This is a genomic window from Pontibacter anaerobius, assembly GCF_026241195.1.
GTDB classification, from domain to species: domain Bacteria; phylum Bacteroidota; class Bacteroidia; order Cytophagales; family Hymenobacteraceae; genus Pontibacter; species Pontibacter anaerobius.
This window is the reverse complement of record NZ_JAPFQO010000008.1, coordinates 132,805-156,662: the sequence shown is the minus strand read 5'-3', so window position 1 is coordinate 156,662 and position 23,858 is coordinate 132,805. Positions and strand designations below refer to the sequence as shown.

19 protein-coding genes are annotated in these 23,858 nt (G+C 47.3%); 14 read left to right on the top strand and 5 right to left on the bottom strand.

The features are described from left to right. Position 1: 1 nt before the first annotated feature. The 8 genes from OO017_RS12900 (at position 2) to OO017_RS12865 (ending at position 8,694) form a co-directional block, all read left to right on the top strand. The gene (locus OO017_RS12900; protein ID WP_266052913.1) at positions 2–307 is read left to right on the top strand and encodes a hypothetical protein; all 306 of its coding nucleotides are present in this window, start codon (positions 2–4) and stop codon (positions 305–307) included. Between the two features lie 566 nt (positions 308–873). Next, positions 874–2,229: a PQQ-dependent sugar dehydrogenase gene (locus OO017_RS12895; protein WP_266052912.1), complete on the top strand. Its 1,356-nt coding sequence runs from the start codon at positions 874–876 to the stop codon at positions 2,227–2,229. 153 nt (positions 2,230–2,382) lie between these two features. Continuing rightward, complete coding sequence (locus OO017_RS12890; RefSeq protein WP_266052911.1) at positions 2,383–4,005, top strand: PQQ-dependent sugar dehydrogenase family protein; 1,623 nt, start codon at positions 2,383–2,385, stop codon at positions 4,003–4,005. 325 nt (positions 4,006–4,330) lie between these two features. Beyond that, positions 4,331–4,672, top strand: coding sequence for a hypothetical protein (locus OO017_RS12885; RefSeq protein WP_266052910.1), 342 nt, complete (start codon positions 4,331–4,333; stop codon positions 4,670–4,672). A gap of 11 nt (positions 4,673–4,683) precedes the next feature. Beyond that, positions 4,684–6,309 (top strand): DUF4396 domain-containing protein, encoded by a 1,626-nt coding sequence (locus OO017_RS12880; protein ID WP_266052909.1) that lies wholly within the window; start codon positions 4,684–4,686, stop codon positions 6,307–6,309. Then, positions 6,306–7,544, top strand: coding sequence for a hypothetical protein (locus tag OO017_RS12875; protein WP_266052908.1), 1,239 nt, complete (start codon positions 6,306–6,308; stop codon positions 7,542–7,544). The genes OO017_RS12880 and OO017_RS12875 overlap by 4 nt, the downstream gene beginning before the upstream one ends. Continuing rightward, a complete protein-coding gene (locus OO017_RS12870; protein WP_266052907.1) occupies positions 7,541–7,858 on the top strand; it encodes a hypothetical protein in 318 nt (105 codons plus the stop codon). The genes OO017_RS12875 and OO017_RS12870 overlap by 4 nt, the downstream gene beginning before the upstream one ends. Positions 7,859–7,860: 2 nt before the next feature. Further along, positions 7,861–8,694, top strand: a complete 834-nt coding sequence (locus OO017_RS12865; protein ID WP_266052906.1) for a formate/nitrite transporter family protein — start codon at positions 7,861–7,863, stop codon at positions 8,692–8,694. On the opposite strand, the gene OO017_RS12860 is transcribed toward OO017_RS12865, so the two are convergent. Together OO017_RS12860 and OO017_RS12855 are read right to left on the bottom strand one after the other, a co-directional pair. After that, complete coding sequence (locus OO017_RS12860; protein ID WP_266052905.1) at positions 8,691–8,930, bottom strand: SHOCT domain-containing protein; 240 nt, start codon at positions 8,928–8,930, stop codon at positions 8,691–8,693. The two genes, OO017_RS12865 and OO017_RS12860, sit on opposite strands and share 4 nt — an antisense overlap. Before the next feature lie 416 nt (positions 8,931–9,346). After that, positions 9,347–10,333: a potassium channel family protein gene (locus OO017_RS12855; protein ID WP_266052904.1), complete on the bottom strand. Its 987-nt coding sequence runs from the start codon at positions 10,331–10,333 to the stop codon at positions 9,347–9,349. 477 nt (positions 10,334–10,810) lie between these two features. On the opposite strand from OO017_RS12855, the gene OO017_RS12850 reads away from it, so the two are divergent. The 3 genes from OO017_RS12850 to OO017_RS12840 all read left to right on the top strand — a co-directional run bounded on the left by OO017_RS12850 (position 10,811) and on the right by OO017_RS12840 (position 14,841). Further along, positions 10,811–13,294: a multicopper oxidase domain-containing protein gene (locus OO017_RS12850; protein ID WP_266052903.1), complete on the top strand. Its 2,484-nt coding sequence runs from the start codon at positions 10,811–10,813 to the stop codon at positions 13,292–13,294. Between the two features lie 91 nt (positions 13,295–13,385). Further along, entirely contained in the window at positions 13,386–14,192 is an 807-nt protein-coding gene (locus OO017_RS12845; RefSeq protein WP_266052902.1) for a PepSY domain-containing protein, read from the top strand. Positions 14,193–14,232: 40 nt separating this feature from the next. Further along, a complete protein-coding gene (locus OO017_RS12840) occupies positions 14,233–14,841 on the top strand; it encodes a DUF2911 domain-containing protein (RefSeq protein ID WP_266052901.1) in 609 nt (202 codons plus the stop codon). A gap of 365 nt (positions 14,842–15,206) precedes the next feature. Here the strand turns inward: OO017_RS12840 and OO017_RS12835 are convergent, their stop codons facing one another. Next, positions 15,207–15,698 carry a hypothetical protein gene (locus OO017_RS12835; protein ID WP_266052900.1) on the bottom strand — a complete coding sequence of 164 codons (492 nt, stop codon included), beginning with the start codon at positions 15,696–15,698 and terminating at the stop codon, positions 15,207–15,209. A gap of 480 nt (positions 15,699–16,178) precedes the next feature. On the opposite strand from OO017_RS12835, the gene OO017_RS12830 reads away from it, so the two are divergent. Further along, positions 16,179–17,297 (top strand): serine hydrolase domain-containing protein, encoded by a 1,119-nt coding sequence (locus tag OO017_RS12830; RefSeq protein ID WP_266052899.1) that lies wholly within the window; start codon positions 16,179–16,181, stop codon positions 17,295–17,297. 225 nt (positions 17,298–17,522) lie between these two features. On the opposite strand, the gene OO017_RS12825 is transcribed toward OO017_RS12830, so the two are convergent. Together OO017_RS12825 and OO017_RS12820 are read right to left on the bottom strand one after the other, a co-directional pair. Continuing rightward, entirely contained in the window at positions 17,523–18,452 is a 930-nt protein-coding gene (locus OO017_RS12825) for a DUF808 domain-containing protein (protein WP_266052898.1), read from the bottom strand. A gap of 918 nt (positions 18,453–19,370) precedes the next feature. Then, positions 19,371–20,324: a calcium/sodium antiporter gene (locus OO017_RS12820; protein WP_266052897.1), complete on the bottom strand. Its 954-nt coding sequence runs from the start codon at positions 20,322–20,324 to the stop codon at positions 19,371–19,373. Positions 20,325–21,413: 1,089 nt separating this feature from the next. Between OO017_RS12820 and OO017_RS12815 the strand changes: the two genes are divergently transcribed. Together OO017_RS12815 and OO017_RS12810 are read left to right on the top strand one after the other, a co-directional pair. After that, complete coding sequence (locus OO017_RS12815) at positions 21,414–22,286, top strand: CREC-EF hand family protein (RefSeq protein WP_266052896.1); 873 nt, start codon at positions 21,414–21,416, stop codon at positions 22,284–22,286. 540 nt (positions 22,287–22,826) lie between these two features. Beyond that, positions 22,827–23,741, top strand: a complete 915-nt coding sequence (locus OO017_RS12810) for an Ig-like domain-containing protein (RefSeq protein WP_266052895.1) — start codon at positions 22,827–22,829, stop codon at positions 23,739–23,741. Positions 23,742–23,858: the final 117 nt, after the last annotated feature.

Below are 23,858 nucleotides of genomic sequence, written 5' to 3'. Positions count from 1 at the left end.
TATGAAATCTATACAACTTACCGAAGCAAACGCCACATTACGCCTGGAAGGAGACGAAGCCACCAGAAGTATGGACATCAGAAACGTAGAGGTCAAAGAATGGCCATCCTCAGGTGGCGGTATCAAATTAACCGTGTTTGACGAAAAGGACATTCCCATTTACAACCAGGTTATGAAGCAGGGGAAAGCGAAGGATGATGGAGCCATTACGGTTGACAAACGCTTTGTCTTCTATGACCATTTGGCCGTTCGTTTCGAAGCCGAAAAGCCTGAGAGTAAATTTACGCTGGTTATCAATTTTGATTAAGCAAGTTTAAACCGCCGGCTCCAGGAATGTTATTGCCTCAGGCTATACTTAAAACATGGTATGGTAACTATAACGTACTGATAGCTGTAAGTATAGCTATCAGTGCAATTTGAGAAGTATTAACTTGCTTTCGAATTTGCATTCCGAAAGCAAGTTAATACCAGGATTTGCAGTCTTTACACCCTGCCGGCTGTTAGGTTGGGGCTTAAAGTAAAGAGTTCAGGTTGCCGTTGCTTAAATATCCTGGAATAGAGGCAAATTCCCTCTTCAGAAGGTGCAAAGTCCGTCTCGCAAAGGGCAATTTCCCCTCCTCGGAGGGGTTAGGGGTGGGTTTATACCTTAGTAGGCAAAGGTAGAGAACCAATGCCGTTGACATAATTAAAAAACTATCTGTGGTGTCATTTCGAACTGGGGGTAGGGACCCTCATCTAGTGAGAAATCTATCCAGAACTAATGCAGAAAGTATTCTAGAAAGATCTCTCCTGTCGTCGAGATGACAGTTTTAGCTAAAGTTGAGAGCACTGGGTTCAGGGGATGGGTTAACACGAATACATAAAGTATAAACTATGAAAAAGAACTTACTCTATGCCATGGCAGGTGTGCTGCTTTTCTATTCCTGCACATCAACGCCTACCACCGAAGAAACAACCGAAACAGCTACCACTGAACAGGCTTCTGTGGATTCTGTCGGGCTGCAACTGATCGCCTCCGACCTTGTCTCACCTGTTTTCCTGACCCAGCCGTCCAATGACGACAGGCTGTTTATACTTGACCAGGTAGGGGAGGTGCGTGTGGTGAAGGACGGTAAACTACAGCCAGAGCCTTTTCTTGATCTGAAAAGTAAGATCGTAAAGTTAAAGCCTGAACATGAGGAGCGCGGACTGCTGGGGTTGGCTTTCCACCCGGAGTTTAAAAGCAACGGCAGGTTCTTTGTCTACTATAGCGCACCGCTGCGAAAAGGAGCTCCTAACGACTTCAACCACACCAGCGTGATCGCCCAGTATACAGCTTCAGGTAGCAACCGCGAAAAGGCAGATCCGAACTCCGAAAAGGTGATCATGTACGTGGACCAGCCGCAGGATAACCATAATGCTGGTACATTAATGTTTGGTCCTGATGGTTACCTGTACATCAGCCTGGGGGACGGCGGCAACAAAAACGATATCGGCACCGGCCATGTGAGTGACTGGTATAAGGAGAACGACGGTGGCAACGGGCAGGACGTGAAGCAGAACCTGCTGGGCAGTATCCTGCGCATCGACGTGAACAGCGGTGCTTCGTACGGCATTCCTTCCGATAATCCGTTTGCCGATGGCAACAACGGCATGAAAGAAATTTACGCTTACGGCCTTCGTAATCCATACCGTTTTTCCATTGATCAGGAAACAGGAATGATCATAGCCGGTGATGCGGGGCAGGTACTGTATGAAGAGATGAACGTGATCAAGAAAGGCGCCAACTATGGCTGGAATGTAAAGGAAGGAACCAGCTGCTTCAACGCCGCCGACAACAAGAACCCCTTACCGGACTGCCCTGACGAGGATAGTCTGGGCACGAAGTTCACAGACCCCGTGATAGAGTTTAAGAACAGCATGAGTTTCCCGCAGGAAGGCCTGGGCATCGTGGGAGTGGGCGGTTACGTGTACAGGGGGCAGAAGTATGAAGGGCTTGATGGAAACTACCTGTTCGGCGTCTGGACACAGCACCATGGCAAACCGGACGGTGCCATTTTCGCGGCACAAGTATCCGGTGAAAACGGGCCGTGGCAGCACCGCAAGCTGCACTTCAGGAACAGGCCAGATAATGCTTTCGGGCACTACCTGTTAAGCTTCGGTCAGGACAATAGCGGAGAGGTGTATCTGCTTGGAAATGAGAAAGAAGGGCCAACCGGAAAAACGGGTAAAGTATACCGTATTGAGTAACCATGCCTGGTGTTGGGTGTACCTATGATATAGACATATGTAACATTAACCATATGTGCTAAGTATACCTTTGAACATCGTGATAATGGTGCAAAAAATATATGTACCCAGGCGCAAAGGTGATTGGTGAGTTGAAAACACAAATTTTATCAGATGAAAAAAAATGAGGTTTCCGGTTTAAAGTATCTGACTTACGTTTTGGCGCTGCCTGCTGTGCTGCTGTTCTCTTGTTCGGGAAAAGAAGAGACACGCGGTGATGAGGAAGCGGAGGCGGTGCAGGAGGTACACCAGGAAAGCCGGAGAAAAATAGACCCGTCGGCCATTGCCTTGCCGGCAGGTATGAAGATAGAAGCCGTTGCCGAAGGCCTGAGCTACCCCGTGGACGTAACCTTCGACGACAAGGGCAACACATACATAGCCGAGGCAGGCGGCCATACGTACGGTACCAAACCGGATCGGGCACCGGAGGCACGTATACTTCAGCTGTTGCCCGACGGTACTACCAAAGTGCTCTACGACAAGGTAGTGCCCATGAACATCATCAAAAGCAAGGATTCTTCCGAAGACATGGAAGAGGGCCTGATACCGCCGCTGACCGGCGTAACCTACTACAACGGTAAACTGTACATCTCCCACCGCAGCCGCTATTCCACCTACGACCTCGAGTCGGGGGAGTTTGAGACCATCATCAACGGCCTGCCATCCTGGGGCGAATTCCTGAATGCCAAGCCGATTTTCAAAGACAACAAAATGTACTTCTTCCTGTCCACACAAGGCAATACAGGCGTACAGGAGAAACATTGGGTAGAGGTGATCAACGATTTTAATAAACCTGAGGCTAAGGAAATTCCCGGGGAAGACATTATCCTGACAGGCAAGAACTTCTGGGTGCCCACCGATAAAATGACCATTGTGGACGCGGACTCTTTGGAGACGGGCGTGTACGTAAAGCTCGGTGAAAAGACAACCGCAGGGCAGGTGATAAAAGGGCAGGAGATCTGCAACGGCGCCTTCTTCAGCTGCGACCTGGATGGCAAAAATATCAAGCGCATTGCCTGGGGATTACGCTCCAGCTTCGGCTACCGTTTTTCACCGGATGGCAAACTCATCACTACCATGAACAGCGCCAACCCCATGCCGCCGCGCGGTTTATACTTCGACTACGAGCCGGTGTATGAAGTGGTGCAGGGCGAATGGTACGGCTGGCCAGATTTCTTCAGCGGCATACCTATTACAGACGAACGCTTTAGTGGCAAAGATAAGATATGGGATTTTGTACTGACTGAGGAAACGCACCGCAAGCTGCTGAAGGGAAAAGACAAACCGCGCCAGCCCATCGCGTTACTGCCGGTGCATAGCGCGGCCCAGGGCATGGTGTTCGGTAACAGCGCTTTCGGCGTGCCGGAGCAGGACATACTGGTGGCGGAGTTCGGTACCATCGTGCCGGAGTTCAAAGGCAAAGAATATCACCCGAAACTACCCAAAGGAATGCCTGAGGAAGAAAACGCACCACCCGGCGTAAAGTATAACTGGCCCGGCTTTAAGGTGCAGCAGGTAAACCTGAAAACCGGCGAGGCAAAAGATTTTATCTATAACAAGAACAGCCTTCCGTCTTCAGTAAAAAACACCGGCGGCCTGGAACGCCCCCTGCAAATGGAGTGGGGCAAAGATGGCTCATTATACATTGTTGATTTTGGTGTGGTAGAGTTTGATGACACAGGCATGAACGCCATGCCTTTTACTGGTGTGCTCTGGAAGGTGAGTAAGGGGAAGTAATAGCTCGTAGCTGTAAATCATCCCCCTACCCCCTTCAAAGGGGGAAAGTCAGCACGAGTATTCTTGAACTGAACTTTATACCTGTAGCAACTGAACTTTATACCTGTAGCTCAATGCTCCGACGAAGCATAAAAGTTAAAAGCTTAGGTAGTAGAGAAAAGTCCCCCTTTGAAGGTGGAAGGGGGATGACAAGCATTGCGGATTAAGCTTTGCATGAAACGGGGACAAGGAAGTCCCCTTCAGACAGCTTCCGGACAAGGATGTCCGGAAGAGCAGTAGATAGACTGACAAATTATTAAACAAGTATAAACCTAACCTATAAACTATGGCTGTTGCCGCTACAATATTCTTCTTTGTTGCCATGCTGGTGGGGGCCTTGCTGTTGTCGCATGTGCTGCAGGGGAAGATGGCTCCGAAAAAGCTGCTGATGCTGCATGCCGGGAGCTTTGCTCTGGGGCTGTTGCTCCTGATCCTGTTTGCCATCATCACCGATAAACCTGAAAAGCAGATTGCCACCATCGTGATTTTTGCGGTGGCTGCCCTGGTTGGTTTTATGCTCTTTTCGCAGAAGAAAAAGCACCAGCATATGCAGAAGTGGCTGGCCATTGTGTACCAGGCAATAGGTATGGGCGGCCTGATCTGGCTGCTCATTTTTGTGTTGAACTAAAAAGATAAACTATGAAGTGGACATATCCGGTCCTGACTTTTTTGGTGGTGCTCATACTTGGGTTTGGCCTTCTGAATGTGCTGAAGGAGGACCTGGAAGTTGCTCCCTGGGCTGAGAAAGGGGCCATGGAAGGGCGCATGATCGCCCACACCAAAAACGTGACCCGTGTAGTGGCCCAGAATGCCACTGACCTGCACGAATACCTGAAAACAGCCATCCCCTACGAGGAGGCAAAAGTGGCCGACATGGCGCCATCCGAAAAGAACTGGCAGGAGTTTGTAACGCAAAGTATAAAAGTAGCCGATAACCCGCGCCACGTGCTGGTGCTGCCAGGCGGTGGCAAAGAGGCCTTACAATGGGCCCTGCCCGCTATCTACTATGCCTTTTACTATGGCTCCCCGGTGCTGTTTGCTGAGAACGGACAATTGACCGGGCAGAACGCAGCGCAGTACCGTAACCTGAAAGCTTTTATCATCGGCCCGGATGAGTTTATACCTTCTGACATAGAAGATAATTTTGAGGGAGCCGAACGGATAGTGGGCAAAGATCTTACGGACCATGCCATAAAAATTGCAGAGTTGCGCGATGAGGAGCACGAGTTTGGCTGGGGCCGCGTACGTAACCGCCGCACCGGTTACTTTCATTATGTAGTTACCACACCCAAACACACTCTGGAAGGACTGGCCGCTTTGCCGTATGCCGTGAGCAACAACGCCACGCTGCTGTATGCCGGAGACGAAGGCGGATTGCCAGCTGCGTTGGACCGCTACGTCTGGAGCCAGCGCACCGACTGGATGGTATCGCCTTCCGAAGGACCTTTTAAACATTTCTGGCTGGTGAGCAATGATGTGAGTTATGCTGCCCAGAGCCGCCTGGATTTCTCCATTGAGAAAGCTGAGTATGCAAGTATGGGTCCGGTTGCGATGGGCTATATGGAGGCCTTGGCCATCATGCTCATTGTGCTGGGTATCGCTTCAGCTATTTTCGTGATGATACACAGCACCTATACCTTGCACATGGTGCACATGCCTATCAAAATTGCCTGGTCCATGACCTCGCTGGTGCTTCCTGTACTTGGTCCTATACTTTACCTGAACGCTTACCGCCGCCCGGCTTACAAAGATGAAAAGGGCATGTGGCATTGGCTTCGTCCGCAGAACATACAAAGCGCCGCCGCTACGGCCATGGGCTTTGGCTACGGAGCGCCTACCATGATCGCGGTCGGCTTCCTGTTCGTATGGTTCGGTTTCCCGATCTTCTTCCCGGAGTGGATTGAAGGGCCTTTCTTCTGGCTCGGGGCCGGTATGCCGATCATGATGATTGCCATGTACGTGCTGACGGTGCTGATCGTAGTGCCGATGGTGCAGTACCCGATGAAAGAAATGATGATGGACATGCCAAAGAAAAAGCTGGCAATGATGGCTTTGAAAACTACCGCATTAAGTATGGCCGCCGTGAGTTTAGGCATGATGACAACCGCCTGGTGGACGATGATGTACCACATCCCGATGATGCCGAAGGAAGACGACATACTTTGGTTCGGGGTAATGTGGCTGGCTTCTTTTGCCGGTTTTCTGGTGGCATGGCCGCTGAACTGGCTCATGATCCGTTCTCACTTAAAACCCGGAAACGTATGATTGGATTACGCTATATATACACGCTTGCTATACTTACTGTGTTCAGTTCATGTGGCAAAACCGAAGGTCCGGCTGGTGCCGGTAGCCTGCCTTTGCAGAACGAGGCCAGCTTTACAGCCTACACGGTAAGGTTGCCTGGCAAATCGCCTGAAGAGCAGGCCATACTTTTAACCCAGACAGTTTACCCGGCTACCCGCGAAGACAACGCGGTGGGGGCTATTATACTTGTTCCGCAGGACGAGATCATTGCCTTTACGGCTATGCACCGCATTACGCACATGCCCGTGAACGCGCCCATGATGTACCTGACCAAAGATGGCCATGTATCCGAAGCCACCTTGCGCGAGATGAAGCGACTGAAACCGGACGGTGTGCTGAACGACAAACGGATAGATGTATACGCCGTGAACGTGCCGGAGGCAGAAGTGAACAAGGTAAAGGAAATCCTGGGCTACAAGGTTAGGTCTTTTTATGCCGACAACCCGGTGCAGTTAGCCGAGGTACTGGACCGCTGGCAAGCTGCCCTGAAGTCTGACCACCCCGATGAAGTGATCATCTCCGTACTTGACCACCCGGATGGGCTGAAGCATGGCATCGGGGCCATGGGCTGGAACGCGCACATGGGCAAGGGCTTCGCCTGGGTGTACAAAGACTCTATACCGGAGGCAACCAAACGCATACTGGAAAGGCGCTCCGGCGACCACGGTTCTTACATTTACCTGACCGGCGGCCCGGACGTGATATCGAATAAGGTTGCCAAGGAGCTGGGGCGCTACGGTTTGGTAAGGAGAATCTTTGGCGAAAACGTGTACGCTTCGAACACCGTGAATGCTGGCTACAAAGACTATGGCCGCAACTATGGCTGGTGGTGGAACTGGGAGCAGCGAGCCCTGGGCTGGGGCATTGCGCAGGCAGGCCACAACTTCATCATCGGCAACGCCGATAACATGCTGGGCATGATTCCGGCGGCTGTGCTGGGGCACATGGGCAAACATGGTCCTATACTGCTGGTGGCGCAGGACAGCGTGCCGCAGGCCGTAAATAAATACCTGACCATGGTGAAGCCTTTCCCGACAGGGCCGCAGGAAACCATTCTGAACTACGCCTGGATCATCGGCGACACAGGCACCGTATCAGAGGCTACGCAGCGGGAAGTGGATTTCCTGTTGTCGCCGTTCAAGAATCCAAAGGCAGCTAAACCGCTTTCAGAAGCAGACACACTACAGAAAAAATGAACAACCATACCGATAAAAAAGACGCAGACTTAATTGTAGGCTACACCAACTATGACCCGGAGGGGCAGGCGGTGTACCATCCTGCCATCATGAAAATGGCCATCATTTGGGCTATCGTTTTAGGAGTTATACTTGGCTATGTGGGCTACATGGTTTCTTCCGGTGCCTGGCCCATACGCGACCTGGGGCAGTATGCTACTTCGGGTACTGCCGTGAGTTTTTTTGTGGGAGCCGTTACAGGTATAGCATTAGGAGGGCTGATCGGCGCCCTGATAGGCATGGGTAAGATGAAGCACAAGAGCCGGGACATGTAAGTATGGCGGAAGAAAAAGACTATACTGCCTATGAGCAGGTAAAAGAGATCGGCAATTCTCCTTCTGCCAAGGCCATTCACGACGCCATCTACAAAGAGGCGGAATCGGAACTGGAACGTCCCTCGTCAAACCTTTTCTGGTCTGGCTTGGCGGCTGGCTTATCTATGAGTTTGTCCCTGATCGTAGAAGGTGTGCTGGGGGCTTACCTGCCAGATGCGGAATGGACGGTGTTAGTGTCGAGCTTTGGTTATACCATCGGCTTTGTTATCGTTATACTTGGCAAGCAGCAACTGTTCACGGAGAATACACTCACACCCATTTTACCGCTCCTGCACCATAAAACGCTGGAGAAATTCCGGAACGTGATGCGCCTTTGGGGAGTGGCGCTGTTTGCCAACCTGTTGGGTACTTTATTTGTCGCCTTAGTTGTAGCGCATACGTCGGCCTTTGACCCGCATGTACTGGAAACCTTTGCCAAGCTAGGCCATGAGGCGATGCAACCAGACTTCGGAACGGTGCTGCTGCGGGGCGTGTTTGCCGGCTGGCTTATTGCGCTGATGGTCTGGCTGTTGCCTTATGCCGGTACGGCTCGGGTATGGATCATCATACTTATTACCTACGTGGTAGCCATCGGGCACTTCAGCCACGTCATCGCCGGCTCCATGGAAACCTTTACGATTGCTGCTATGGGTGAAACAACATGGGGGAACGTGCTGCTAAATTATACTTTACCTGCCCTGATCGGGAATATACTTGGCGGTGTGGTACTGGTAGCAGCCATCAACCACGCGCAGATACAGTCCGGTGATAAAGAAAAGTCGCACACGCAGGCTTAACTGCCTTTTTCCAGTTCCCTTTTCCTTAGCTCATACTCTGCTGTGTCTATTTCACCGGAGGCATATCTTCTTTTAAGTATGTCAAGGGGTGTTTCCCTGCCTCCTTGTTGAAACGTTCTTTGGTTTTTGCCTACGCTAATTAAATAACCGAAAAAAAACAAAGCGGCTATAACCCAGAATATCCACCAAAACATATGCATTCCCCAATAATGCCAGTCACCATCCATGTGCCACATGACTCATTTGTATTGTTTTATAGTTGTTTTTACGGTTTTAGAGCAAGGATGTGGGTGAAATAGTTGAGCCAATGAACAATTAATGACTTTTTCAAGTAAATACCGCCAGTTTAAGCGCAGCGGGAACTTGTGGTTGGGTATGATTGCCAGTTTGTAACTGGCGATCATATAAGTATGACGAAAGCCAGTTAAAATCTAGCGCTATGTGAAGCCACAAGTTGCGCTGACGCTAAACTTGCGGCATCTGCATTGCAAACCCGCGTCAACCAGATTACTGTTTGATGCAAATTGACAGGTTAAGCACAGAAGTGTATAATTACCGCTGGCCATCACCGCTGATTCGGATTTGCAATCCGAATCAGCAAAATGAAGCAATAGCAACGATATTAGCTACAGAAAATCTTACCAAGTATAACCTAACCCCCAGAACTATACACCTGTTCCCACGACCATCCGTCTTTCTCCAGCAGTGCCGTTAGAAGTTGCCGACGGTCTTTCTGCTCCTGCTGAAAAACCCGCTTTACCTGTTCCGTACTTTCTGTGAGCAACCCCTGCTTTTGTAGTTGCGCCAGGTCTGGCGTTGGGGCGTTTGAATGGGCTGTAGCGTTTTTGAGAAAGCTCTCCTGCATTGTTTCAAGGTAGGTATCCAGCGAAGTCTGCAACATTTCCATCTTCAGCTCATCCTTTGCAGTAGTATGTTTAAGCAGGTGGTACGCTTCGTCGAGCAGCACGATGGCAGGAGCAATGGCCAGCTTCACCTGGTTGTTGTGGAAGTAGTGAATAACAGGGTAGGAGTGGTGATTCATAGTGTGTTGCATCAGCATCTGGCACAGGTCCGAAACATTGTCAAAAAAGTTTGAAAAATCTTTCCCGTTCCAGCTGTTAAGCAATAGCTGCTGTGGTGTTTTGCCCATGCCACTGATGTATAAGCTGAGCTTGCTTTGCAGGCCTACCGCGGAGAGCACAGGCACAAAGTAGGTGATAGACGCGGTAATAAAGGCCAGCCCGGAAAAAGCCGCCAGACTGGTAATGATGCGCCAGGCATCGGTAGTGGCTTTGTAATCCCCAACGCCCAATGTAGAGAGCGTGAAGCCGGCGTAGTATAATTTCTCCAATGGAGTGGTAACGGCAAGGGTGCTGCTGTTCACAATGGAGTTTTTATCAGAGAGCAACATCAGAAACAGGCCGCTCCAAAGCCCGATGATCCAGACCAGAAGTACGGAAATCAACACGGCTGGCCCTGCATAACTGAGCAGTCCCGACTTTCCGTTCTTTCCTGAAGCAGCGAAGAACAACTTCCAGACACCCTTGGAGACCGCATTGGTTATTTTACCGCCACCGTTGGAGGAGAAGGTGGTCTTGATCAGGTCCATCACCGTCAGTACAAAAAGCAGTATTCCCAAAACTAAGTATAGGTAGTTCATAATTTCAACATTGTTTCTGTCAGCTAAACGGGAGGAAGGGTGTAGGAGTTGAGAGAACCAACCTGGGTGCTTTGCTGCAGACGTCAAAAACTTCTGGTGCGAATCTCAAGTTTCTTGATTAACAATGACTATTTACTCTGAAGTCTAACACCTCTGCAGTCTCTTCAAGGATAGGGCCGTTTCATTATAGCAAAAGGTGCGAACGTCCTCGCTCGTGACTAACTATGGTGTGGGCCTCTGGCCCAGTAGGATTACAAACTGACCCCATGAGTAGGACACGGGTTACAAACCCACGCCAGCGAGAGCAACAAAACATGGAATGAAACGGCCCTGAATTATAACATGGTCTTAACGTAACAAGTATAACAGTACAAGCTGATCCTGCCGCTTCATGAGGTTGCCTAAATGCTTACATTATAAGAGATTGATACAATTACATCATAGGAGATAAACACTGTGAAAAGTCCATACGCTTACATACTAATACTATTTCTTTCCGCACTTTTTTCATACTCCCCCAAAGTTGCTGCAGCACAACCCGATACCGTTGTTTACAACCTGACCATAGATAAGGAGCAGGTGAAGATAGCCGGGAAGAAAAGTATGGGCATGACCATTAACGGTACCATTCCGGGTCCGACCCTGCGGTTTAAGTTAGGTGATTATGCGGTGATCAATGTGACGAATAAAATGGATAAAGAGACCTCTATTCATTGGCACGGCATCTTGCTGCCTAACTTTTTTGACGGCGTTCCTTACCTGACCACGCCACCCGTGGAGCCGGGTACTACCTTTACGTATGAGTTTGAGCTAAAACACACCGGCACCTACTGGTACCACTCTCACACTGGTTTGCAGGAGCAGATGGGGGTGTACGGATCTATTGTGATCGAGGACCGGGAGCAGAAGCTCGACTATGACTCAGACCTGGTGGTCGTGCTGTCTGACTGGACCTACGAAAAACCTACAAACGTGCTGAAGACCCTGAAACGGGGGCTGGAGATTTACGACATCCAAAAGGGTACTTCTGTACCGCTGAACAGGGTGATAGCCAGGGGAGCCTTGAGTGCACAGCTCAACTTCTGGAAGCAGCGCATGGAAGGTGCCGACATCGCCGATATTTACTACCCGGCTTTTCTGAGTAATGGGCAGCCTGTGCGGGAGTACCCGGAGTATAAACCGGGGCAAAAGGTCAGGCTGCGTGTCATCAACTCGGCGGCTTCCAGCCAGTTCTGGCTAACCTTTGGCGGTGACACGCCCTTGCTGGTAGCCGCCGATGGTCCGGATGTTGTACCTGTAAAGCGAGGCAAAACCTTTATCGCGGTAGCCGAGACGTATGATTTTATAGTGACCATTCCGCAGAACGGGAAGCTGGAGATGAAAGCCACCGTGCAGGACGGCTCCGGCCATACTTCTACCTTGCTTGGCCAGGGAGCTGTTATACCTGCCCCCGACGTGCCCCGACCTGACAAGATCGCCATGATGCAGCAGATGGCCGCTATGGATATGAAGATGGGTGCACCGGCTACCAAGTTCAACCCCAGCGAAGAAGAGCCTTATGAGATGATGAAGGAGTGGGGAATGGACATGGAAGAGGACATGCACATGGACCACGGAAATAGTATGAAAAGAAAGCCCAAACCTGAAGAGCCACAGAAACCAATGCATCAGCATGAGATGGAGATGAAGCAGGATACGGCGGGTGCTAAAATGATGGATCATTCTAAAATGGACCACTCTAAGATGGATCACGCCAAAACAGAGCACCATAAAACACAAAAAGACACTACCGTTGCAATGGATATGGATCATGCTAAAATGGAACACAGCATGCACGGTAAAACGCAGATGAACCAGAAAGAGGCCAGAAAAGGGATTGGGATGCAGCATGAGGGAATGCCCGGTATGGATATGTTTGCAGAGTATAACTATGACTACCTGAAAGCCCCCGAGCCAACTGACTTTGCAGAAGATAAACCTGTTCAGGAAATTCTCCTGAACCTTACTGGGAACATGGTGCGCTACATCTGGAGCATGAATGGTGTTCCGCTTAAAGAAGCAGATAAGATCAAGATCAGACAAGGGGAGGTGGCCCGAATTACGCTCAACAACCTGACCATGATGCACCACCCCATGCACCTGCACGGACACTTTTTCCGGGTGATAAACGAGCACGGAGAATACTCGCCGCTGAAGCACACGGTAAATGTGGCCCCGATGCAGAAAGTGGTGATCGAGTTTGATGCCAACGAGTACGGCGACTGGTTTTTCCATTGCCACATTTTATACCACCTGGATGCCGGTATGGCCCGTGTTTTCAGTTACGATACGCCCCGTGACCCACGTTTGAAAATGTACCCGCTCCGGATCCTTACAAACAAAAGCAACCATTTCTTCTTCTGGGGAGCCGCGGATGCCGCTTCGCATATGGGTGAGACGAGGATGTTGCTGTCGAACCTGCGCAACCAGTTTACCTTGTCGGCAGAGTATGGCTGGAACAAGAACCTAGAGGCAGAGTTTACCTACGGCAGGTTCCTGTATGACTACCTGAATGTTTTCGTCGGGGTGAACGTGGAGAATGAGGAAGAGGACAGTATGGATGAGATCGAAACGACTGCCATTGCTGGAATCAGATACCTCACGCCCTATATGTTCAACCTGGACCTGCGCATGGATAACAAGTTGCGCCCTCAGATCAGCCTTGGGCGGGAAGTGCTTATTTTCCCGCGCACCTTTTTGTTTGGCGAGTATGAGTACCAGGCAGACTTTGGTTGGGTAAACGATTTTGAGCCGGAGGAAGGCACGGGCAAAGTTGACAACTACAGAAGCGAGACAACTTGGAACGTGGGACTGGAATACCTGGTGTCCAAAACCTTTTCGTTGATGGGCAGCTACGACAACCGCTTTGGGGCAGGTGGAGGTTTGACGGTGAGGTTCTGATGTTGCCCTGCGCGATAGTAGGTTAGTAATGCTCGGGGATTAGCACTTAATATTTTTGAGCCAATTGTGGATTTAGTCTTATATTAGCCACATGAAGCTAAAAAGTAATCAGTATTATATCCGTAAGTCTCACCGTTACCTGGGGCTTATACTTGGCGTACAATTCCTTTTCTGGACTCTTGGCGGACTATACTTTAGTTGGAATGATATAGACGAAGTACACGGAGACCATCTCAGAAGCGAAAAGCAATATTTTTCGTCTACTATGCAAATGGTGTCGCCGCAGGTGGTACTGGAGAAGTTAGAGGCTAACAGCGCGGTAGATTCTGTGCTGTCGGTGCAGCTAATCGAAATTGCCGGCGAGCCTACTTACCAGGTGCGCTATTTTTCTGGTGCCATGGACCACTCTGAGCATGAAGCTGGAGGGCATATGCCAAGCCATACTTCCAACGTAAAAGTGCAACTGGCAAATGCCGGCACCGGCGAGTTTGTCTCACCGCTTTCTGAGGATGAGGCGGTAGTGGTTGCCAAACGCCAAATGGCAGACCCTGTAAAAGTAGAGAAGGTGGAGTACCTGACAGAAGTAGGCTCGCACCATGAGTACCGCGAAAAGCCGCTGCCGGCATGGGCTGTTTCGTTTAGCCAGCCGGACAAATGTACTGTGTACGTTTCGGCAGAGTTAGGTACCTTCCAGGCTATCCGCCACGACCAATGGCGCGTATTCGATTTCCTTTGGATGCTACACACCATGGACTATGCCGGCAGAGATAACTTTGGTAATGTGCTGCTTAAAGCATTCTCTATCTTTGGCTTGCTTACCATACTTTCCGGCTTCGTTCTCTACTATATGTCGTCACCGTCGGTAAGGAAAGGTAAAAAACGAATGCAGAGAGCTTAAGTATTCCCACAACTCACCAAAAGAACATTACATAAACAAGATGAAAAAATCATTTATCTTATGCGCTGGTATGGCAGCCTGTTTAGCATATTTTTCTAGCTGCACCAGCACAACTCAGGAAGAGCAGCCGCAGGAAACCGTTGCTGCTGAAGTGGAAGAAACACCTGAAGTCGAAGTTGCACAGCAAGACACGATTAAAGGCAGCATACCTTCCGAAGCGACAGGAAGTATAGGAGATGCCAAGCTAAAGATAAAGTACCATGCACCAGGCGTGAAAGGGCGAATTGTCTGGGGTGGGCTAGTGCCTTACAATCAGGTGTGGGTTACAGGTGCGCACATGGCCACCTCTTTTGAAACGGATAAAGCGCTGGTTGTTGGTGGCAAAGAAGTACCTGCCGGTAAGTATGCCCTGTTTACAATTCCGGGAGAAAATGAGTGGACAGTGATCATCAACAAAAACTGGGAGCAGCACCTGGCCGATAAGTATAACGAGAAAGAGGATGTGTTGCGGGTTCAGGTTAAACCAGAGGAACTGCAGCAGCACCAGGAAAGACTAAAGTATGAAGTCATGGAACAGTCAGGCAATGAAGGTGCCATCAAAATATCGTGGGAGAAAAAGGGCGTGACAGTACCTGTCCAGGTTAAGTAGGTTCGACGTAAAATACAGAGAGTGATAAGCAAAAGCCAGGGGAACTGCAGTTCCCCTGGCTTTTGCTTATCATATCAGATGCTGATAGCGGCTTCCAATACAACAACTTTAAACTTGGCCCCGGCATACTTTGTTCCGGCCCAACCTGCGCCTTCATGCTGCTGATGTAAATATTCCGCTTTGGTAACGATGTTATCGCTCAGGAACCAGGCCCCCACCATTCCTCAGTCCGTAGCTCCAGTTAAGGTTTAAAAATGTCATAAAAGCATCTCAGCTGGTGCGACATTTCCCCGATAGAAAAGGCTATTAACTGCGTGAAGTGCTTGCAAACTATATACAGGTTTACAGGTTCCGAGGATTTTCAGTTACTTCTTCATGCTACTCATGTTCTGCATCATCTGCTGATAGCACTCCTTGTTCATCATGTTTTGCTGCTGCATCTGCCGCATCATGTGCTGCATCATCTGGCGGTTGCCCATCATCATCTGCGACATCATGTCGCAATTGGCCGAGTCCTGAGCGCAGGCGTCCATCATCTGCTGCATCATATTACGCATTTGTGCCTGGTTCATGTGGCCCATACCGCCCATCATGGTGGTGTCGCTCATCATCATCGTGGTGTCTCCCATCATGTTGCCTCTACGCATCATACCACCACCCATCATCATGCCTCCCTCAGGATGTTCGCGCATGGTCTGCATCATTTCCTGTCGCATTTCTGGGTTATCCATTATTGTGGCGTAAACTTCCTTGCGCTGCTCCTCTGTATCCATCACCTCCTGAACGGTTGCTTCGCGCTGGCAGCCTGAAGCAACTACCAACAAAATAAAGAGTAGGGGTAAAATAAAGTTTTTCATAGCTAATGGTTTAAGTGTTTGAGATTCTATTTAATATTTATTTGTACGCGATATGTATAAGATTGATTATTAATTCGTTATGTTATGTCTTTGCTGGATAATAACCCGTTGTTATTAAAGTTATTGACATTCAGCTTCTTAAGTTTTAGGCAAAGACGTATAAGTCTTAGTCTTTTTGATAGTTGACTTTGCTGGATGTAATACCTGTGCGCTATAACCGTTAAAGAGACACATCAGCCACTTTTATACATTTTAGGGGTGGCAAGTGCTGTTTTACCTGAAGCGGCGTCTTTTATAATGCGCATTTTTATCCTAAGGATGATCAGGTAATTTTGCAATTGGTTTTTTGAGTTGGTAGTTTGTAGTATGGCTTTTTCTAGAATACAATTCCCATTGTCTGCTTGCATCGTTGCATCTTTAATAAGTTTGTCCCTGCTTAGTTGTCAGGAAACAAAACAAGATAAGCCAGTTAAAAAAGTTTTGCCTGAGAAAGAGGACAGCCGGCAGCGGGTGTCTGTACCTCCATACTTTACCCCGGACAGTGCCCGACAATTAGGGAGCCACTTAGACTCTATTTTCACGTTTTTACATAAACGAAAGGGATTTAACGGTACTGTGTTGGTTACCAAGTATGATCAGGTAGTCTACAAAGGTGCTTTTGGGTATACCGATTTTCGCAGCAAAGATACCTTGAGCACCGAAACAGCTTTTCAACTGGCCTCCGTATCTAAACAATTTACGGCCATGGCGATTATGATGCTTAAAGAGCAGGGCAAGCTTCGTTATGAAGACAGCGTGCAGCAGTATATTCCGGATTTTCCTTACGAGGGCATCACGATTCGCCAGTTACTCACACACCGGTCAGGTTTATCAAATTATACTTATTTTAGTGATGAGCTTTGGTCGGACCGTAACAAACCCATCACCAACGACGATGTACTGAACCTGATGGCAGCGCATAGGCCTGCTGTTTACTACCAACCAGACACACACTTCGACTACAGCAACACGGGCTACATGTTACTGGCTTCTATTGCTGAAAAAGCTTCCGGAATGCCCTTTGCCTTGTTCATGTACAAGCACATTTTTGAGCCGCTGGAGATGAAACACACCTTTATGTTTAGTAAGGATGTGATTACGCAGACAGGAAGTATAGCCACAGGCCACACCGGTGGCAGACGAAAAAGATCGCCTGATTACCTGGACACAGTTTTGGGTGATAAAGGAATGTATTCGACCGTGGAAGATCTTTATAAGTGGGACCAGGCCCTGTACACCGAAAAACTGGTAAAAAGAGAAACGTTGGAGGAGGCGTTTACCGGTTCGCGGCAGAAAAAGAGAATAGAAGAAGACTATGGTTTTGGCTGGCGCATCCGCCCAGTTGCAAGCGGCGATACCGTAGTGTATCATGCCGGATTGTGGCACGGCTATACTTCCTACCTGCTCCGAAACCCCAAAGACCACAGCGCCATTATTGTGTTAAGTAATGTGCCCAACGGTAGCCTTAGGTATTTAAAGGATTTGAGGGAGTTCCTGTACCCGTTACAGGCAAGTGAAGCTAAAAGTGAAGGAGGCAAACCTTTAAATGCCCGTTTGTAACCCAATATGGCTGCAGCCTTTTGTGTAGGATCTCGTGTAAGTATAACTTCAGTAACTAATCTTAGAAAGACAACAAAGAAGTCCTCGTCAAGGATAGTTGGGCAGTAGGGGGCTCCAGTTTCGAGAGAGTAATCGACTTTATAAAAAAGCCGCTGCAGTTTAGCTGCAGCGGCTTTTCAGTTTCCAAGTAGGGAAGCCTGACCTCCTTTTACTTTAAACGCTTCTTTATTTTTTGTTTGCAAAAACCTTGCGAAACAGTAACACGATCTTTTCAATCAATGCACCTAAGATCAAACCTCCTATGGCGCTCACGACTACCTTTGCAAGCCAGGCAAGGGCAGGCACATCAGCCAGCGAATGTTCCAGGTTATCCAAAGCATGACTCGTGAAAGGTATACCATGCGCAATGATCTCTGCACCCACCCAAAGCATGGCCGCAGTTCCGACATAGCTCAGGATTTTTAGAAATACCGGCATAAACTTTACAATACCATGTCCGATTTTCCTTACCTGCGGGTGATGCTCGTCTTTTGCCATGTGCACCCCAATATCGTCTGCCTTCACGATTAAGCCAACAAAACCGTAAACGGCAATGGTGATGAAAACTGCCACGGCCAGCATTACGGCAATCTGGGTTAGTAGCGGCTTTTCGGCCACAGTGGCATACGTGATAGCCACAATTTCGGCAGAAAGGATTAAGTCGGTGCGGATTGCCCCTTTTATTCTTTCCTTTTCCAGTTCCTGGGGTGTGATTACCTCCAGATTATCCCCTGAATCGTCGCCGGCGTCTGCATGTGATTTGCTAAACATGGAGTGCACCTTCTCATAACCTTCAAAGCAAAGGTATGCCCCACCCAGCATCAGGATTGGGGGAATGGCCCAAGGCGCAAAGAATCCGAGGATCAGCGCTGCCGGGCTAAGCAGGATTAATTTGTTTATTAATGACTTTTTAGCGATCTGGTAAATAATCGAAAGTTCGCGGGACGGATCCAGGCCCACTACATACTTGGGCGTAACGGCGGTATCATCAATTACAATACCGGATACCTTACTTGTCGTTTTCGCCACTTGGGTCGGCACATCGTCCAAGCTTGCAGCGCTCACTTTCACCAGCGCTGAAATATCATCCAGAAGAGCGAGAAGTCCAGTAGCCATTAGTTATGTTTCATTTTAAAAGGTAACAATTGAGTGATCTGCACATAAATCTGATCCGGTGATATTCATTTTGAAACGGAACAGGAGTTTATTGTCTGGTAAATAACGTGATTTTGCCTGCTCCTTTGCAAATGTATATGTTGTTTTATCTATACTACCTCTCCGCCGGGGTTATTTCATGCTGAATGGGTTTAAAACTAATGGTGTTAACCTGCTCTACTGAACAGGCTAACACCATTATCAGATTAACTTAGTCTTAAAAAATTTACTATCGCCGAAATTGCTTTGAGTTTAAGGGCAGCTTTGGCACCCATGCAAGGATATTCAGTGTCACTTATTTTATCGGGGAGTTAAAAATAGCCTTGAGAAGAAAGTCTTCTACTGATTCTGTTTCCGCAGGCGTATAGTATGTCTTATTTCTAAAGTTGCTCATGCGTTAAAGTATAAAGGGTGGCCGGAACCCCTGTGCTATAGCGGGAGCGGTAACAACACGACATGCCATTTACAACAGTTTTATGAGCAGTAGCAGGCAGAAAGTTGTACCGAAAAGCTGGCTTTCTAAGATATTCTGAATAAAACGGGTAAGCTTTACAAACGGCTTAGTATGCCGCTTTTAACTGGGCATAGGTACTTCCGGTGATAAGGGTTTATACTTTAATCAGCTAAAAAGGGTGCAATTTTCTTCATCCAGGGAAATTGTTTTTCTTCCCTGAGTCATTTGCCATGAAGAGCGAAATTATCCTGTTAAACTGCTGCACTGTAATTGGGTATACATGGACAGGAAAGTTACTTACGAAAACTATTTCACGCGAACTTTTAGTAACCAGGATTGAGTCTTACTAATGTGAGCGAGATAACTTCCAGGTACTGTATTGTAACTCTTTAAAAGAACCGATTAATGGCTATCGATTTGCTCAACTACTGTGTTATAAGTATAGCCAGATAAACTACGTACAACCCCAGGAATACAGCGCCTTCCCACCGGGCCAGTTGTCTTCCTTTGCCTGTGAAGATGAAGATGAAAAGTAAAAGGCCAGCCATAATGTTTACCAAAATGTCTAAAAGCGAACCGGGGTTAACTGTGAGGGGATTAGCTACTGTTGAGATACCAAGTATAAAGAAGATATTGAAGAGGTTGGACCCAACCACATTTCCAATAGCAATGTCAACGTTCCGTTTTCGGACTGCCACCACTGACGTGGCAAGCTCTGGAAGTGAGGTGCCAATGGATACCACCGTTAGCCCGATAACGCGCTCCGACAAACCGAGAAGCTGTGCAATATTCACAGCGCTCGTGACGATGAGCCTTCCGCCAATGATCAGGCCTGCCAGGCCGAGGAACAAGTATAGTCCTGCCTTTAGCAAGGTGTATTGATTGGTGGGTGTCTCTTCTTCGCTTGTGCCGCCAACCGCCAATGTAATGTTATAAACCAGGAAAATGGAAAAGAAGAGCAGCAACACTATGCCGTCTGTTCTGGAGATAATGTTGAAGGCTGACTTGTCCAGGAATGTATCATTGGCAACAACAAGTACAACAACGGCCGCCAGCAGGCTCAGGGGAATCTCAAGCCATGTGGTGTTTGACTTGACGGAGAGCGGATAGATGAGTGCCGATATGCCCAATATCCCGAGTACATTAAAGATATTGCTTCCCAGTACATTTCCCAGCACCATTTCTGTGCTGCCGCTAAGAGAGGCAAACAGGTTAACTACCAGTTCCGGGGCCGATGTGCCAAAAGCCACGATAGTAAGACCGATAACAATGTTTGGTACACCAAACCTGGAGGCAAGGCTGGAGGCGCCGTCCACCAGCTTATCGGCACCGAAAATGAGGGCAACAAAACCAGCTATAAGAAGAAGGATATCTAACATGCTACAGTAACCTTGAAAAGAATGCAAAGTTATCCTTAAAACAGGATTCTCCAACCCGTGTGCCTTTCTCTTAGGATTTTAGGGATACTATAACTTACTTGCCAGGATGTCGGGTAACTTGGTTGAAGGCTTTTCGCTTTCCAGGTTCATCCAACACTATTCAATTCAGGAGGAGAATGTAAGCAGTTTAGGTAACTTTCAAGGGACTTGTCGCTGCTGCTATATTTAATGTTAAAAGTTCATGCTAAGGGCGTTGGTGATTGTGTTTATTGTACTGGGTTTCCTGTACTTTCTCTTTTATCCATGGCTGAAGCACGCAATTGGCAGAAAGAAGCTCTTCAGGTTGTTCCTGTTACTCTACTGTGCCGTTGCCGCTGCATCCACGGTGGGTACATATCTGCTTGACTGAATCACCTTTTGAGAGCTTTTAAAATTCATCTTAAGTCTCTGCATGATCATTTTATACGTTTGAGTCTACTGCACACTCTTTCAGGTATAATCTCTGATTCTTTTTTATCAGATAAGTATAAAGTCTAAAACTATACTTACCAATCGGGAGGAAATAAGCCACAACCAGCCCGAATCGTTCCCGGATAATTCGTTTGGATCAGGGTTGTGGGATTTATAGATGCATAGGATTTTACTTGTAACGCTTACAGCACAAGCAGATAATTGCGCCATAATAGGTTAGCACAACATACTTACCCTGATTATAAGTAAGCCTATACCCTGTAGTTCAGATGCTTTCCTAAATATTTTGGTTACAAGTTGATCTATAGCACTTTATGATAATGCAATTATCGTATAAGTTATTATAATCTAAGTGCTATTTGTTCCTGTCTAGATTTGGTTTTGTTCTTCTTGATAGATGGCACAGAATCAGCGGGAACTATACTTCTATTAAATTTCGAAACCATCTCGGAATTCCTATCCGTACAGGATACCTGATTTGAGGGCTTCAACTATCTGTACTACGAGGCTTTGCATCCCGCATCAGAATACTTTCCACCACTTTTCGGCGTTGTCGCCACCCCATGCCAAAGGCTGTCTGAGCGTTATGCGCTCCCTCGGTTTTATTATTATATGACTATGAAAATAATTTATTTGGCTTCCCTCTTTCTCCTCTCCGTCACCTTTGTATCATGCGACGGTGATGGTGATGATGATGACCCTACTCCCGTTATACTTGATACTGTTGCACCAGAAGTAACCATGAATGAACCGACAGCCGATGATTCTGTTGTGGTGATAGATATGCTTGTAATATTTGCTGAAATAACCGACAACTGGCGACTTGATAATGTGCGGGTTGTATTGACTGAGCCAGGTGGTGCCAGTCGGGTGCTATCAGACGTTTCGGTTACTAGTTTTCAGTACGAACTAATTGAACTGCATCAGATACCCAAAAACGCAGCTACCGGCGATTACACACTCACAGTTGAAGCAAAAGACAAAGAACTGAATGTGACAAAAGAATCAGTCACTTTTGTCTTGCATGCATCGGACATAAATAATGCAGCATTTGCTAATGCTTTCCACAATGCGTTGTTTTATTCAAAGTTCACTGAAGGACTTAATGAGTTCGGTTATAGTCCATGGGATTACGGGTATTCGTACGATGAACTTTGGCTTAGCACAGTTGTGCATTTTATGGTAAGCACGGATGAAGAGTTCAGTATTTCTGAAGCTGAATGGAACAGGTTTATTGCAGACTTCAATGTGCAGAACCAATCCTGGGCAAAGTGGGATGAAAACAGTGATGCAAGTCTGGATGATATAGAGTTCCGAAAAGGACTGAGCAGCCTTAACTTTTTTGATGATTGGGATAAGGATCAGGATAGCATATTTAGTCCTGATGAAATGGCAGACGGAATTTTCTCTCGTTGGGATCTTAATAACGATGATATGTTGAGCAGGCAAGAGTACCAGGAGAAGTTCTATACTTACCTGTATCGCGAGTAGGTAATTCCCAACAGTTATACTTCCATGCTACTTGTACTTGAGGAAAGAAAGCACCGGTACAGCCGGTGCTTTTGCTATTTGTGAACTTTTGTAAAAACCTGCAGGAAACCTGTTTTAATACCAAAAGTTTAGGTGCCTTTGCTGAAGACTTACTCTAGCGTTAACGAACAGAAAATAACAGGCTAGAAGTAGATAAGTAACTCCTGCTAAGTATAATTATCATATTAAACCATTTCTTTTACTCAGGTTTCAATTAGCATCAGCCCCTATAAGGATACATTTACAAAATTATCTGTAAGGTTATGATTGTTAGTTAATTGTGTTTTGATGGCCATCGTATATGAACATACACTTCACCAATTTTGAACTATTCAGAATTCTTATCCGTCAGGATACCTGATTTGCAACAGTCGTCTAGTGTTCTATGCGTCAGGTGCGAGTCTCATTTAAGAACTCCTTCTTTTTAGCTGTGCTAAAGCAGCAACCAAAGCAAGAGGCATCTTTTAAAGACATCTTTCCTGATGCTTTAAGTCTTGTGCTATGAAAAAGAGTTATTTACTTTTAGTTTTTCTTGTCGCCTTAGCCACCGTGGCATGTGACGACGATGAAGTGAGCCCTACTGCACACCCTCTACCTGTTAATCCAACTACTCCAGTCCCTCCTGCAGGACCCGACACTAGCAAACCTGTAATTGAATTTACTGAACCGGCAGCTAACACTTCTTTTGTCATAATTGAAAATGTTATGATTAGAGTGAAGGTAGTAGACAATGGAGGACTCGAGGAAGTACGCGTATACCTGGAGGATTCTACCAGTAATAAGGAGCTAATTGCAAGTTTTAAAACTGCTGACTATGCCAGTGAGAGCGATAAAAGCTTTGATGTAATGATGTACTTATACAGAAAACAGATTCCATTGCCTCAGGGTGCAGGCATTGCTAGGTATAGGATGATAGTTGAAGCAGAGGACAAAAGTAAAAACGTATCACAAAACTCATTTGATTTCAACTTACATGCACCGGACCTTAGCAAGGAGGAGTTTGTAGAAATCGGAAGTAGACTTAAAATGGGAGAGTATATGGATTGGATGGTTTATACTGTTCCTAAAGAACCCGATGCATCATTCGGTTTTGCCTTGTTTCTCATGGTTGATAAAGACTATGACTTTAAGATATCTGATGCAGAATGGAAGAAATTTGCTGCAGATTTCGATTTAAAAGACCAGGCTTTGGCTACATGGGATGGGGACAGTGATGGGAAATTGACCGATAGTGAATTCATCAAAGGGATAATTAAATTAAACTTTTACTCTGATTGGGATGTGAATAAGGATTCTATCATTGACTCATCCGAATTTGTGGGTGGTATTTTTGATCGTTGGGATCATAATAAAGACGGCTTGTTAGCTAGGAGCGAGTACGAAGAAAGATACTTTACTTACTTTCTTTTTGAGTAGCGGAAAAGAAGGTTACTTTAACTAATTACTTGATCATAGAAGTTTTGATGTAAAATTTTCCCTTATCTGAAGCTGCCTTAGCGTATAACATTTCTGTTTATCCCTTCCCTAAATTCT